The organism is Geopseudomonas aromaticivorans, from assembly GCF_019097855.1.
Classification (GTDB): Bacteria; Pseudomonadota; Gammaproteobacteria; order Pseudomonadales; family Pseudomonadaceae; genus Geopseudomonas; species Geopseudomonas aromaticivorans.
This window is the reverse complement of record NZ_JAHRGL010000011.1, coordinates 59,078-71,829: the sequence shown is the minus strand read 5'-3', so window position 1 is coordinate 71,829 and position 12,752 is coordinate 59,078. Positions and strand designations below refer to the sequence as shown.

Sequence of the window (12,752 nt, the reverse complement as noted above, 5' to 3'; positions counted from 1 at the left end):
AAGGGCGACCCTTTCGGATCGCCCTCTAAGCCCCGTAAACTACGGGATGTTTGGTAGGCACAATTGGATTCGAACCAACGACCCCCACCATGTCAAGGTGGTGCTCTAACCAACTGAGCTATGTGCCTGCGTTGTGGGGCACATATTAGAGATCACCCCTCACCCTGTCAACATCTTTTTTCGCTAACTTACTGAAATCGCACTACCTTTTTCCAAGCCCCGCTTTTTGCTCCGGGCTTCGGCCACTGGCAGCCCCGAAAAATCCCGCGTAGGATCGAGCACACGTAAAGGATATACAACAGAGGTTGCAAAATGGCGCACACCCCCTATCCGCAATCCTACTACGCCTCTTCCGCCACCCCAGCCCCCGAGCGCCCGGCACTGCAAGGGGACTGCGAAACCGATGTGTGCATCATTGGCGCCGGCTATACCGGACTGTCCACCGCCCTGTTTCTGCGCGAGCACGGCTTCCGCGTCACCGTACTGGAGGCAGCCAAGGTCGGCTTCGGCGCTTCCGGGCGCAACGGCGGACAGATCGTCAACAGCTACAGTCGCGACATCGACGTGATTGAACGCAGCACCACAGCGAAGAGCGCCGCGCTGCTGGGCCAGATGGCCTTCGAAGGCGGGCAGATCATCCGCGAGCGCATCGCACGCTACCAGATCCAGTGCGACCTCAAGAACGGCGGAGTATTCGCCGCCTTCACCAGCCAACAGATGCGGCACCTGGAAGCGCAGAAAAATCTCTGGGAACGCTATGGCCATAACCAGCTGGAGCTGCTCGACCGCCCGAGCATCCGCCAGGTAGTGGCAACCGACAACTATATAGGTGGACTGCTCGACCGCAGCGGCGGCCATATCCATCCCCTCAACCTGGCGCTTGGCGAGGCGATGGCACTGGAGGCGCTGGGCGGAGTGATCCACGAGCAGTCGCCCGTATTGCGCATCGAGCGCGGGGCCAATCCGGTGGCCCATACCGAGCACGGGCAAGTGCGGGCGAAGTTCCTGGTCGTGGCCGGCAACGCCTATCTGGGCAACCTGCTGCCGGATCTGGCCGGCAAGTCGATGCCCTGCGGCAGCCAGGTGATCGCCACCGAACCGCTGGGCGAAGAGCTGGCCCGTTCGCTGCTGCCGCAGGACTACTGCATCGAGGACTGCAACTATCTGCTCGACTATTACCGCCTGTCCGCCGACCGTCGCCTGATCTATGGCGGCGGCGTGGTCTACGGCGCCCGCGACCCGGCCAACATCGAAGCCATCATCCGACCGAAGATGCTCAAGACCTTCCCGCAACTGAAGAACGTGAAGATCGACTACGCCTGGACGGGCAACTTCCTGCTGACCCTGTCGCGCCTGCCCCAAGTCGGCCGGCTCGGCGACAACATCTACTATTCGCAGGGCTGCAGCGGCCATGGGGTGACCTACACGCACCTGGCCGGCAAAGTGCTGGCCGAGGCCTTGCGCGGCCAGGCCGAACGTTTCGACGCCTTTGCCGGCCTGCGCCACTATCCCTTCCCCGGCGGCCGGCTGTTGCGGGTGCCGTTCACCGCACTGGGAGCCTGGTACTACCAGCTGCGCGACCGGCTGGGAATCTGAACAAACCCGTCCAAGGAGCAACGGCACCTTCGGGTGCCGTTGCTCCTTGGACATTCGCCACTACTGCGGGCAGGCCGGCAGGCTCGGGCAGGCCCGGCCGCCCCCGATAGCCGGCAGCACTTCGCGCAAGTGCGCATCCTGCGGCGCCAGCCGGCGCGCGCACCGCTGCGCCTGCTCAGCCTGTCCGGCACACCCCTGCTCCGCCAGCACATGGGCCAGATTGCCCCACCCCGGCGCCAGCGACGGCTCGACCGAGACGGCCTGCCGCAGCGCGGCCTGCGCCCCGGAGAAATCCTTAGTCGCGTAGCGGGCATTGCCCAACGCAAACCAGCCCATTCCCTCACCTGGCCATTGCTGCACGGCAGCCTGATAGGCACGACCGGCGGCACGCGCGTGCCCGGTCTGCTCCAGATCGGCAGCGGCCTGCAACCAGGGGCGCAGCTCGGCCTGCGCCGGCAACCTCTCCGGAGGCAGGGTCAGCACCGCCCAGCGTCCGCCACGTGCCCAGGTCGCGTCGAAGCTGGCGAAGTCGGTCACCCAGCGCCGGGTGGTCCCGGAGCGCAGGATCAGCTCGCGCCTGTGCCGGTCGTAGCCCACCAGCACCGCGAAGTGCCAGCGCGGATACCAGTCGAACGCCAGGTTCTGCAGCACCAGCACCGGGTTCCCCGCCGCCACTTCGGCCAACAGGGCATCCAGCCGCGGCGCCAGCGGGTAGACCAGCAGATCGTTGTCGCGCGCTGCCGCCACCAGCTCGACCTGCAGGCTGCCCTCGCGTCCGGGCAGGAATACCCGATCCTTGAGCAAGCCCGGCGTGGTGATCACGCCGCGCTGATTGAGCATGGTCGCCAGCGCGGCAGGGCCGCACTGGTACTCGGCCTGCGGGAAGAACGGCACGTCACTCAGCTCGACCCGCTCCGGCAACAGACCAACCTCTGCCGGCAGCTGCGGCGAACGCGCGCAGCCGCCGAGCAGCAGGCCGGCCAGCAACAAGCCGAGTGCCTTCAGCCTCAACGATTGATGCATTTGACGAAGCTGAAGATATCCGTTGCACACAGCAGGTCGGTAATAATGAAAATCACCAGAAACAACACAATGATGCCGATGATGCCGCCCGCCGGCGCCTCGCTGAGCTGTTGATTGAACTGCGCCAGCTCGGCGTTGGTCAGGCTCTGGATGCGCTGTTCGACCTGATCACGCTCGACCCCCAGGGACGCCAGCTTGTCCTGAACCCCCCGATCCTCCAGCATGCTCAACAGCTGCTGGCGGTCGACCTGCTGTTGCTGCGCCTGCAGGACTTCCGCGGTGCCAATCATCGCCGCTTGCGCTACCGGCACCTGAGCCACCAGCAACAGCTGGGAAGCCGCCAGCAGGGCAGCCAGTCGACGAGAAACTGCTCGCTTGAACATGGGACACTCCTTTTATTGATTCCTGTGGATCCGCTCTGACCCATACAGGACAGCAGGGTTCCTAAGCAGAATAGGTTATGAGGCCGTACCGTGTCGCCCTACCCCCCGCGTCCATGTCAATGTGCACCTGTCCACCCTAGACATGGCCAACCGATCGCAGCTCAGTGATGTCGATGAGCAGAACCTCTCTCCTGACACCTGACGGAGCAGCACCTTTTCACGTTGCACGATGGCCGTGACCCGCCCAGCATAGCCCACCCCGATGAATCGACTTGCCGAGCCAACCCGCCTCGCCAAGCGCCACAGGAACCCGGTGACGATGACGTCCAGCAATACCCCAGAACCAGCCGACACCCCACCCATCAAGCGCGCCGAGCAAGCCCGCGGCGACTTTGCCGTGGTCCGCGACCTGCTGCCCTACCTGCGTCCTTATCTGGGGCGCATCCTGCTGGCCCTGGGCCTGGTGGTTGCCGCCAAACTGCTCAACCTGCTGGTGCCGATGGCGCTCAAGCAGATCGTCGACGGTCTCAACGTCGCGCCCAGCCTATTGCTGCTGCCGGTCGGCCTGCTGCTGGCCTACGGCGCCTCGCGCATCGGCGTTACCCTGTTCACCGAGCTGCGCCAGGTGGTGTTCGCCCGGGTCATGGCACGCACCTCGCGGCAAGTCACCCTGCAGGTATTCCGCCACTTGCACGGCCTCAGCCTGAAGTTCCACCTCGGCCGGCGTACCGGCGGCGTGGCGCGCGATGTCGAGCGCGGCGGCAGCGCCATCGCCGACCTGCTCGACTGGACTCTGTACTCGATCATCCCGATCCTTCTGGAGGTGATTCTGGTCACCGCCGTGCTGGTGTGGGCCTACGACTGGCGCTTCGCCGCCATCACCCTCGCCACCCTGCTGGTCTACGGCCTGTGGACCTTCGCCGTCACCGAATGGCGCACCCGCTACTACCGCGCCTCCGTGGAGGCCGACACCCGCGCCAACGAGCGCGCCGTGGACTCGCTGCTCAACTACGAGACGGTCAAGTACTTCAACAACGAGGAGCACGAGGCGGCGCGCTACGACGAGAATCTGCGCCACCTGGAGAATGCCAAGGTCAAGGCCACCACCAGCCTGGCCGCGCTCAACCTGGGCCAGGCTGCCGTGGTCTCGGTTGGCGTCACCGCAATGATGTGGCTAGCCGCCGACGGCGTAGTGGACGGCAGCATGACGGTTGGCGATCTGGTGCTGGTCAACGCCTACCTGCTCCAGCTCTCCGCCCCGCTGTTCCTGCTCGGCATGATGTACCGCGAGGTCAAGCAGGCACTCACCAACATGGAGCGCCTGTTCGGCCTGCTCGATGAGCGCCAGGATGTGCAGGACGCGCCGGACGCCACCCCGCTGGTCACCACCCAGCCAAGGGTGCGCTTCGAGGACGTGCGCTTCGGCTACGATCCGCGCCGGCAGATCCTCCACGACATCGACTTTGAAATCCCCGCCGGCGGCACGGTGGCGGTGGTCGGCCACTCCGGCTGCGGCAAGTCGACCCTGGCGCGCCTGCTATACCGCTTCTACGACGTGGATGGCGGGCGCATCACCATCGACGGTCACGACCTGCGCCAGCTGACCCAGGCCTCGTTGCGCGGGGCCATCGCCATCGTTCCGCAGGACACCGTGCTGTTCAACGACAGCATCTACTACAACATCCTCTACGGCCGCCCCGACGCCAGTCGCGCCGAGGTTGAAGCCGCTGCCCGTGCCGCGCACATCCACGACTTCGTGCAGAGCCTGCCGGACGGCTACGACACTCAGGTCGGCGAGCGCGGCCTCAAGCTCTCCGGCGGCGAGAAGCAGCGCGTGGCAATCGCCCGCGCCATCCTCAAGAACCCCGCGATCCTGATCTTCGACGAAGCCACCTCGGCGCTGGACTCGCAGTCCGAGCGCGCCATCCAGGCCGAACTGGAGCGCATCCAGGTCGGCCGTACCACCCTGGTCATCGCCCACCGCCTGTCCACGGTGATGAATGCCGACCAGATCCTGGTGATGGACGATGGACGCATCGCCGAACGTGGCAGCCACCCGCAACTACTGGCCCTGAACGGCCAGTACGCCCAGATGTGGCGCCTGCAGCAGCAGCGCGCGGAGCAGTCGGCAGCGGAGCGGCAGCACTTGTGACGCCGCGCACGGCCGGCGCCGATGGCCTAAGGTCAGACACGACCCGACACCGCTGCGAGCACCCGTCATGCCCGGAAAACTGCACGCCATCCAGGCCGACATCACCACCCTGGCGGTCGACGCCATCGTCAACGCCGCCAATCCTTCGCTACTCGGCGGCGGAGGCGTCTCCGGCGCCATCCTGCGCGCGGGCGGGCCGCAACTCGTGGAGGAATGCCGCCGCCTCGGCGGCTGCGACACCGGCGATGCCAAACTGACCCGCGGCTATCGTCTGCCGGCAAGATTCGTCGTGCACACGGTCGGCCCCGTCTGGCAGGGCGGCAACCGCCACGAGGCGGACCTGCTCGCCTCCTGCTACCGGCGCGCGCTCGCGATCGCAGCCGAGGCCGGAGCGCGCAGCCTGGCATTTCCCAACATCAGCACCGGCATCTACGGCTACCCCGTCGAGGAGGCCGCAGCCATTGCGGTGGCCACGGTCCGCTCGGCATTGGCGACCCACCCCAGCATCGAGTCGGTCGCGTTCTGCTGTTTTTCCGCTGCCGATCTCGCGGTGTATACCCGCATCCTCGGAGCAAAAGCCTGAGCACGAGCCCAGCAAGCCGCGATTCGAGGCGTCCGGTTTTGGGTTAACATGAATCAAACCCTGCCCTTGCCCGAGAGTCCGCAGCATGCCTGATCGGAACCATGTCCGCCTGATCAAGAAATACGCCAACCGTCGTCTCTACGACACGCAGACCAGCACCCACATCACGCTGAGTGATATCCGCAAGCTGGTCATTCAGGAAGAATCATTCCAGGTGGTGGATGCCAAGACCGGCGAAGATCTGACTCGCAGCATCCTGCTGCAGATCATTCAGGAAGCCGAGAGCGACGGCGAGCCCATCTTCTCCAGCGAAATGCTCAAAGGGATCATCCGCTTCTACGGCCCCTTCCAGGGCATGCTCGGCAGTTACCTGGACAAGAGCATCCAGGCGGTCGTCGACATTCAGGCCCAGACCGGCCAGCAATCGTCGCAGGCGTGGAACGACTTCATGCACAGCCAGATACCGACGATGCAGAAGCTGATGGGGCAGTATGTGGAGCAGTCGAAGCAGCTGTACCTGAACACGCAGAATCTGTTCGGCATGTTCCCAGGCTTCCCCGGCACGGCGGGTCGCGGCGACAAGGACAAGGACGACGACAAGTCCTGATTCGCACAGCTGGACAGCACTCTGCACCAAATATGCACAAAGCCCCGGCATGACCGGGGCTTTGTGCATTCGTCAGGCTTGGCTTACTTGCGAGCCGCACCAGCCGCCTTGGTGGCATCACGGGTCGCCTGACCGGCTGCCGAAGCAGCTGCGGCGATACCGTTTTCGGCGATTTCAGCCGCCTGCTTGGCGGTTTTCTGCGCGCTTTCGTAGACGTTGCTGGCCGTCTCGACCGCAGTCTTCAGCACAGCCACGGCCGACTCGGAGCCAGCTGGCGCATTCTTTGCAATTTCCTCTACCAGTTCCTGCACCTGCTGGGCGTTCTGGGCAACCTGACGCTCACCGAGCTTGGCGATGTCGGCCTGAGTGCTGGAGAACAGGTCGTACACCTGGCGGTTGAACTCCAGCAGGCGCTCGGCTTGATGGGCCGGATTGGCGAAGGCACTGAATACGGAGGTGAAGCTTTGCGGATCACGAACGGTGAGCAGCTTGCGGGCGTTTTCGAAGTGCTCCTCGCTGGCGGAGCGAAGCGCGGCGATCTGCAGGCGGCTGAGCTGCTCGAGACCCTTGAGCACCTTGCCATTCACCTGCTCGAGCACTTCGAGGTTGGTTTTCTGAGCGGCTTGCAGTTTTTCCGAATCGAAAAAGGACATGAATGAATCTCCAGAGGATGAAATCAAGGTCGGGAAAGCCGTGCTGTTGTGAATTCATTCACCCGACACGCAAATCTATTCTTGGCGATTCCCGACCGCCGCGCAACTGTTTTTTTGCACCGCACAAAAAATTTCTCACCCACTTCAGCAAGTGACAATCCGGCGCAAGATCTCCGCAAAACGTGATCAAGCCCTCTGAAATAGCAACAAGACGTGACGATCCTGTGAACGCGAGGTGATCAAAAGACCCAGGGAAGCCAGCCGATTTTGCACAGCAACAGTCGCAAGACCGCGAAATAGCGGCACTGGGAGTGCTCGTTCGTCCCAGAGTCGTTCAAAAAAACGTAACAACCCACAAGCAATGTTGAACCATCGGGACCCAAGCAGAACAAACCCGAAAGCTAGACCGCAGGTCGGCGCTGCATGCGCCGCCCGATCCGGCAGGGATGTCCCGGTTTTCAACTCACCACTGGAGTCAAGACAATGACCAACAAGCGTATTGCACTGGTGACTGGCGGTATGGGTGGCATCGGCACGGCAATCAGCCGTCGCCTGGCCCGTGACGGATTTGTAGTGGTGGTTGGCTGCAGCCCGCAGTCGACCCGCAAGGATGCCTGGCTGGAGCAACAGCAGCAGGACGGTTTCGAATTTCATTGCATGAGCAGCGACATCACCGACTGGGACGACACCGTGCGCGCCTTCGCCAAGGTGCGCGAGGAGGTCGGCCAGATCGACGTGCTGGTCAACAACGCGGGCATCACTCGCGATACCACGTTCAAGAAGATGACCCCGCAGGACTGGAGCGCGGTGATTTCCACCAACCTCAACGGCCTGTTCAATACCACCAAGCAGGTGGTCGACTCGATGGTCGAGCGCGGTTGGGGCCGCATCATCAACATCTCTTCGGTCAACGGCCAGCGCGGCCAGTTCGGCCAGACCAACTACTCGGCAGCCAAGGCCGGCATCCATGGTTTCAGCATGGCGCTGGCCCGGGAAGTGGCCAGCAAGGGCGTCACCGTCAACACCATTTCCCCGGGCTACATTCGCACCGAGATGACCGCGGTGATCCGTGAGGACGTGATGGAGAAGATCGTTTCCGGCATCCCGGTCGGCCGCCTCGGCCAAGCGGAGGAGATCGCCTCGATGATCGCCTGGCTGGCCTCCGACGAGGGCGCCTATGCCACCGGCGCGGACTTCTCGGTCAACGGCGGCCTGAACATGGCCTGAGTCGGCCCCGGCTCGCTTCGCGACCGCCCGGCATCCTCGCCGGACCGGGCGGTCGTCTCCCTTCTTGCTTGTAGTCGAGGTTTTTCCATGAACGATGTTGTCATTGTCGCCGCTACCCGTACCGCCATCGGCAGCTTCCAGGGCGGCCTGAGCTCCATTTCCGCCCCCGACCTGGGCGCCGCGGTGATCCGCCAGGTGCTGGAGCAAACTGGCGTGCAGCCAAGCGCCATCGACGAAGTGATCCTTGGCCAGGTCCTCGCCGCCGGCTCCGGCCAGAACCCGGCCCGCCAGACCGCGATCAAGGCCGGCCTGCCCCATGAGGTGCCTGCACTGACCCTGAACAAGGTCTGCGGCTCCGGCCTCAAGGCCGTGCAACTGGCTGTCCAGGCCATCCGCTGCGGCGATGCCGAACTGGTGATCGCCGGTGGCCAGGAAAACATGAGCCTGTCGCCCTACGTCCTGCCCAAGGCCCGCACCGGCCTGCGCATGGGCCATGCCGAGCTGGTCGACAGCATGATCCAAGACGGCCTGTGGGATGCCTTCAACGACTACCACATGGGTGTCACTGCCGAGAACCTGGCCCAGCGCTTCGATATCAGCCGGGCACAGCAGGACGCCTTCGCCGCCGCGTCCCAGCAGAAGGCCGCCGCCGCCATCGAAGCCGGTCGCTTCAAGGACGAGATCACCCCGATCCTGATCCCGCAGCGCAAGGGCGATCCGCTGGTGTTCGCCACCGACGAGCAGCCGCGCGGCGACACCACCCTGGACAGCCTGAGCAAGCTCAGACCGGCCTTCAGCAAGGACGGCAGCGTCACCGCCGGCAACGCCTCGTCCCTCAACGACGGCGCCGCGGTGGTGCTGCTGGCCAGCGCGAAGAAGGCCGCCGAACTGGGACTGCCGGTCCTGGCGAAGATCACCGCCTATGCCAGCGCGGGCGTCGACCCGGCGATCATGGGCATCGGCCCGGTCTCGGCCACTCGCCGCTGCCTGGAAAAGGCCGGCTGGAGCATCGACGACCTCGACCTGGTCGAAGCCAACGAAGCCTTTGCCGTGCAGGCGCTGAGCGTCAACAAGGAACTGGGTTGGGATACCGACAAGGTCAACGTCAACGGCGGCGCAATCGCCCTTGGCCACCCGATCGGTGCTTCCGGCTGCCGCATCCTGGTGACTCTGGTGCATGAACTGCAGCGCCGCGACCTGCGCAAGGGCCTGGCAACCCTGTGCATCGGTGGCGGTCAGGGCGTCGCGCTGGCAATCGAACGCTGATATGGTCTGAAGGTTCTCGCCCCGGTCACTTTCGGGGCGAGAGCGTTGCCAGTCGGACACCAGCAACCCCTGATAGCGGACACAAGAAATGGATAACGCCCCGCCCTTTACGGCCTTTTTCTCGGCCAACATGCCCTTCGTCGCCCGCGCATCCCTCGAGCAACTGCGCACATGGGTGCGCCACAATCCGTGGTTCCAAGGCAACAACACCGATGCCTGGTTCGAGGTGGACAGTGCCATCCTTGACCGCCTGCAGGCGGAATACAGCGGCGAATGGGCGCAACTGGGCATGCAGGTACTGACCCTGCAGCCCTTCACTTTCAGCGACTCGCGCTTTACCGGCAACGCCTGGAGCCAGCCATTGTTCGGCTCGCTGGCGGCGCTCTATCTGCTCAACTCGCGCTTCCTCATGCGCCTGCTCGACGAGTTGCCGATCGAGTCCAGCAAGATGCGTCAGCGCCTGTCCTTCCTGGTCGAACAGCTGATCGCTGCCGGCGCGCCGAGCAACTACCTGAACAGCAACCCGGAAGCCCTCGAGCGCGCGGTGGCGACCCAGGGTGCCAGCCTGTTCAGCGGCCTGCTGCACCTGGCCAGTGATATGCAGGAAGGCAAGCTGCGCCAGTGCGACAGCGCGGCCTTCGAGGTCGGTGTCAATCTGGCCACCACCCCCGGCCAGGTGGTTTTCCAGAATCCGCTGCTCCAGCTGATCCAGTACGCGCCGCAGAGCGAGACCCAGTTCAAGCGTCCGCTGCTGATCGTGCCGCCGGCGATCAACAAGTTCTACATCCTCGACCTGCAACCGGAAAGCTCGCTGGTGCGCTATGCCCTGGAGCAGGGCCACCCGGTGTTCCTGGTGTCCTGGCGCAATGCCGACGCAAGCATCGCCAATGCCACCTGGGACGACTACGTCGAGAAAGGCATCATCGAGGCCATCAAGGTCACCCAAGCCATCAGCGGGCAGGAGCAGCTCAACCTGCTCGGCTACTGCGTCGGCGGCACCCTGCTGAGCTGCGGTCTGGGCGTGCTCGCCGCCCGTGGCGAGAAGCCGGCGGCGAGCCTGACCCTGCTGGTCACCCTCCTCGACTTCGAGGATGCCGGCGTGCTCAACGTCTTCGTCGACGAGGAGATCATCAGTTACCGCGAGCGCACCATTGGCGGTGGCGGCGGCAACTACGGCCTGTTCCGCGGCGAGGACATGGGCAACACCTTCTCCCTGCTGCGGCCCAACGAGCTGTGGTGGAACTACGGCGTCGAGAAGTACCTCAAGGGCCAGAAGCCGCGTCCGCTGGATCTGCTGTACTGGAACAACGACAGCACCCACCTGCCCGGCCCGATGTACTGCTGGTATATGCGCCACACCTACCTGCAGAACGACCTGAAGAGCGGCAAGCAACAGATCTGCGGCGAAACCCTCGACCTGGGCAAGCTGGACATGCCGACCTACCTGGTCGGTACCCGCGAGGATCACATCGTGCCTTGGCGTGGTGCCTTTGCCAGCAGTCGTCTGCTCAAGGGGCCGACCCGTTTCATCCTCGGCGCCTCCGGGCACATCGCCGGGGTGATCAATCCGCCGGCAAAGAAGAAGCGCAGCTACTGGACCAACGCCGAACTGCAGGGCGACCCGGACAACTGGATGGCCAGTGCCGAGGAGCATGCCGGCAGCTGGTGGGGCGACTGGACCGAGTGGCTGAGCAAGACCGCCGGCGAGCGCGTCCAGGCAACCACCAACCTCGGCTCCGCCGACTACCCGCCGCTGGAAGCGGCTCCCGGCCAGTACGTCCTGCAGCGCGACTGAGCCGCTGCGCCGTCCCCGGCCAACCGGTCGGGGACGCCCCCTCTCAAGGCACCTGCCGCAGATAGCGCAGGAACCACTCCCCGGCCAGCTCCGCCACCACCAGTAGCTTGCCCGGCTCCTCGAACAGGTGGGTCGCGCCGGGCACCACCTCCAGGCGCTTGATCCCCGTCAGCTGCGCCAGGCTCGCCCGGTTGAGGGCGAGCACCTCGTCATCCTCTCCACCTACGATCAGCAGGCTGGGCGCGTGGACATGCTCCAGTGCATCCCCAGCCAGATCGGTACGCCCGCCGCGCGAGACCACTGCCGCTACCACGTGGTGCCGCTGCGCCGCGCAGATCAGTGCGGCGGCAGCACCGGTACTGGCACCGAACAGGCCGATGACCAGCTCCTGCAATTGCTCCGTCTGCTGCAGCCAGTCGAGCACTCCCGTCAGGCGTCGCGCCAGCAGCGCAATGTCGAAACGGAACTGACGGGTCACCTCGTCGATATCCTGCTCGTCCTCGGTGAGCAGATCGAGCAGCAGGGTGGCCAGGCCGAGGTCGTTGAAGTAGCGCGCCACCTGCTGGTTGCGCGGACTGAAGCGGCTGCTGCCGCTGCCATGGGCGAACAGCACCAGACCTTCGGCCGCGTCCGGTAGCGTCAGATCGCCCTGCAGCAGCACATCCCCGACTTCGAGGCTCAGGCTACGCTGCGCTGGCTTGGGGATTTTGCTCATGACTCCACCTCACTGATCGAGTTGCCAGCCTTGGCCATCGAAACTCTGCAAGAAGTCTAGATGCTGGGTCGCAGCGCCAGCGGACAACAAGCCCACACTTGATCAATATCAAGGCAGCCGCGCCGCAGCAGCGCCCAATGAAAGATCCTGTTCTCGTCAGGAACATACGGGTTCATTCGCCCGGTCACCGCTGGCAAGGGTTGCCCACGATGGCCCAGATGAAGGAGCGGGATCATGAACGTCTGCGAGGTAATGCATAAGCCGGTCCAATGCTGTCATACCAGCGACAGCCTGGAGGTAGCCGCGCAACTGATGGCGCAGAACGATTGCGGCGCCATCGCCGTGATCGATCAGGCCAATCATCCCATCGGGATAGTCACCGACCGCGATATCGCCCTGCTGGCAGCCGAACGGCACCAGCCGCTGTGGGAACTGCAAGCCGGCGAGCTGACCGGCAAGCACAACCTATATACCTGCCACGACGACACCGACGTGCACGAGGCGCTGCACATGATGGCGGACCGGAAAGTGCGCCGCCTGCCGGTGATCGGCAGCGATGGCGAGCTGCATGGCATGGTCGCCATGTCCGACATCCTCCATGGCCTCCGTATGTCCGGCGCCAGTGTACAGGCAGCTCCCGAGGACTGGCGGGAAGCGCTGGAGGCCTTCAATCACATCACCACGCCGAGCCTGCCGATTAACATCCCCGACAAGGGCATGTAGCTTGGCCCGGCACAACCGGCCCGGATTCG

General features: G+C 64.4%; 12 protein-coding genes and 1 tRNA gene. 8 read left to right on the top strand and 5 right to left on the bottom strand.

The window, feature by feature from the left end:
• Positions 1–51: 51 nt before the first annotated feature.
• Positions 52–128, bottom strand: a tRNA-Val gene (locus tag KRX52_RS04160).
• Positions 129–312: 184 nt separating this feature from the next.
• Here KRX52_RS04160 and KRX52_RS04155 point away from each other — a divergent pair.
• Positions 313–1,596 (top strand): NAD(P)/FAD-dependent oxidoreductase, encoded by a 1,284-nt coding sequence (locus tag KRX52_RS04155; RefSeq protein ID WP_217679905.1) that lies wholly within the window; start codon positions 313–315, stop codon positions 1,594–1,596.
• Positions 1,597–1,656: 60 nt separating this feature from the next.
• Here the strand turns inward: KRX52_RS04155 and KRX52_RS04150 are convergent, their stop codons facing one another.
• On the bottom strand, positions 1,657–2,619 hold the full coding sequence (locus KRX52_RS04150; protein WP_217679904.1) for a PA2778 family cysteine peptidase: 963 nt from the start codon (positions 2,617–2,619) through the stop codon (positions 1,657–1,659).
• The gene (locus tag KRX52_RS04145) at positions 2,604–3,002 is read right to left on the bottom strand and encodes a PA2779 family protein (RefSeq protein ID WP_217679903.1); all 399 of its coding nucleotides are present in this window, start codon (positions 3,000–3,002) and stop codon (positions 2,604–2,606) included. Before KRX52_RS04145 ends, KRX52_RS04150 begins: the two co-directional genes overlap by 16 nt.
• 319 nt (positions 3,003–3,321) lie before the next feature.
• On the opposite strand from KRX52_RS04145, the gene KRX52_RS04140 reads away from it, so the two are divergent.
• From KRX52_RS04140 to phaR, 3 genes are all read left to right on the top strand, one after another.
• Positions 3,322–5,154, top strand: a complete 1,833-nt coding sequence (locus KRX52_RS04140) for an ABCB family ABC transporter ATP-binding protein/permease (protein ID WP_217679902.1) — start codon at positions 3,322–3,324, stop codon at positions 5,152–5,154.
• Between the two features lie 67 nt (positions 5,155–5,221).
• Positions 5,222–5,737, top strand: coding sequence for an O-acetyl-ADP-ribose deacetylase (locus KRX52_RS04135; RefSeq protein WP_217679901.1), 516 nt, complete (start codon positions 5,222–5,224; stop codon positions 5,735–5,737).
• A gap of 85 nt (positions 5,738–5,822) precedes the next feature.
• Positions 5,823–6,344 carry a polyhydroxyalkanoate synthesis repressor PhaR gene (phaR, locus tag KRX52_RS04130; protein WP_217679900.1) on the top strand — a complete coding sequence of 174 codons (522 nt, stop codon included), beginning with the start codon at positions 5,823–5,825 and terminating at the stop codon, positions 6,342–6,344.
• Between the two features lie 83 nt (positions 6,345–6,427).
• On the opposite strand, the gene KRX52_RS04125 is transcribed toward phaR, so the two are convergent.
• On the bottom strand, positions 6,428–6,997 hold the full coding sequence (locus tag KRX52_RS04125; protein WP_217679899.1) for a phasin family protein: 570 nt from the start codon (positions 6,995–6,997) through the stop codon (positions 6,428–6,430).
• Positions 6,998–7,480: 483 nt separating this feature from the next.
• Between KRX52_RS04125 and phbB the strand changes: the two genes are divergently transcribed.
• The 3 genes from phbB (at position 7,481) to phaC (ending at position 11,285) form a co-directional block, all read left to right on the top strand.
• Complete coding sequence (gene phbB / locus KRX52_RS04120) at positions 7,481–8,224, top strand: acetoacetyl-CoA reductase (protein ID WP_217679898.1); 744 nt, start codon at positions 7,481–7,483, stop codon at positions 8,222–8,224.
• A gap of 87 nt (positions 8,225–8,311) precedes the next feature.
• Positions 8,312–9,490 (top strand): acetyl-CoA C-acetyltransferase, encoded by a 1,179-nt coding sequence (locus KRX52_RS04115; protein WP_217679897.1) that lies wholly within the window; start codon positions 8,312–8,314, stop codon positions 9,488–9,490.
• An 88-nt stretch (positions 9,491–9,578) separates the two neighbouring features.
• On the top strand, positions 9,579–11,285 hold the full coding sequence (gene phaC, locus KRX52_RS04110; protein WP_217679896.1) for a class I poly(R)-hydroxyalkanoic acid synthase: 1,707 nt from the start codon (positions 9,579–9,581) through the stop codon (positions 11,283–11,285).
• Positions 11,286–11,328: 43 nt separating this feature from the next.
• On the opposite strand, the gene KRX52_RS04105 is transcribed toward phaC, so the two are convergent.
• Entirely contained in the window at positions 11,329–12,000 is a 672-nt protein-coding gene (locus KRX52_RS04105) for a dienelactone hydrolase family protein (protein WP_217679895.1), read from the bottom strand.
• Between the two features lie 234 nt (positions 12,001–12,234).
• Here KRX52_RS04105 and KRX52_RS04100 point away from each other — a divergent pair, with 234 nt between their 5' ends.
• Positions 12,235–12,723, top strand: a complete 489-nt coding sequence (locus KRX52_RS04100; protein ID WP_217679894.1) for a CBS domain-containing protein — start codon at positions 12,235–12,237, stop codon at positions 12,721–12,723.
• Positions 12,724–12,752: the final 29 nt, after the last annotated feature.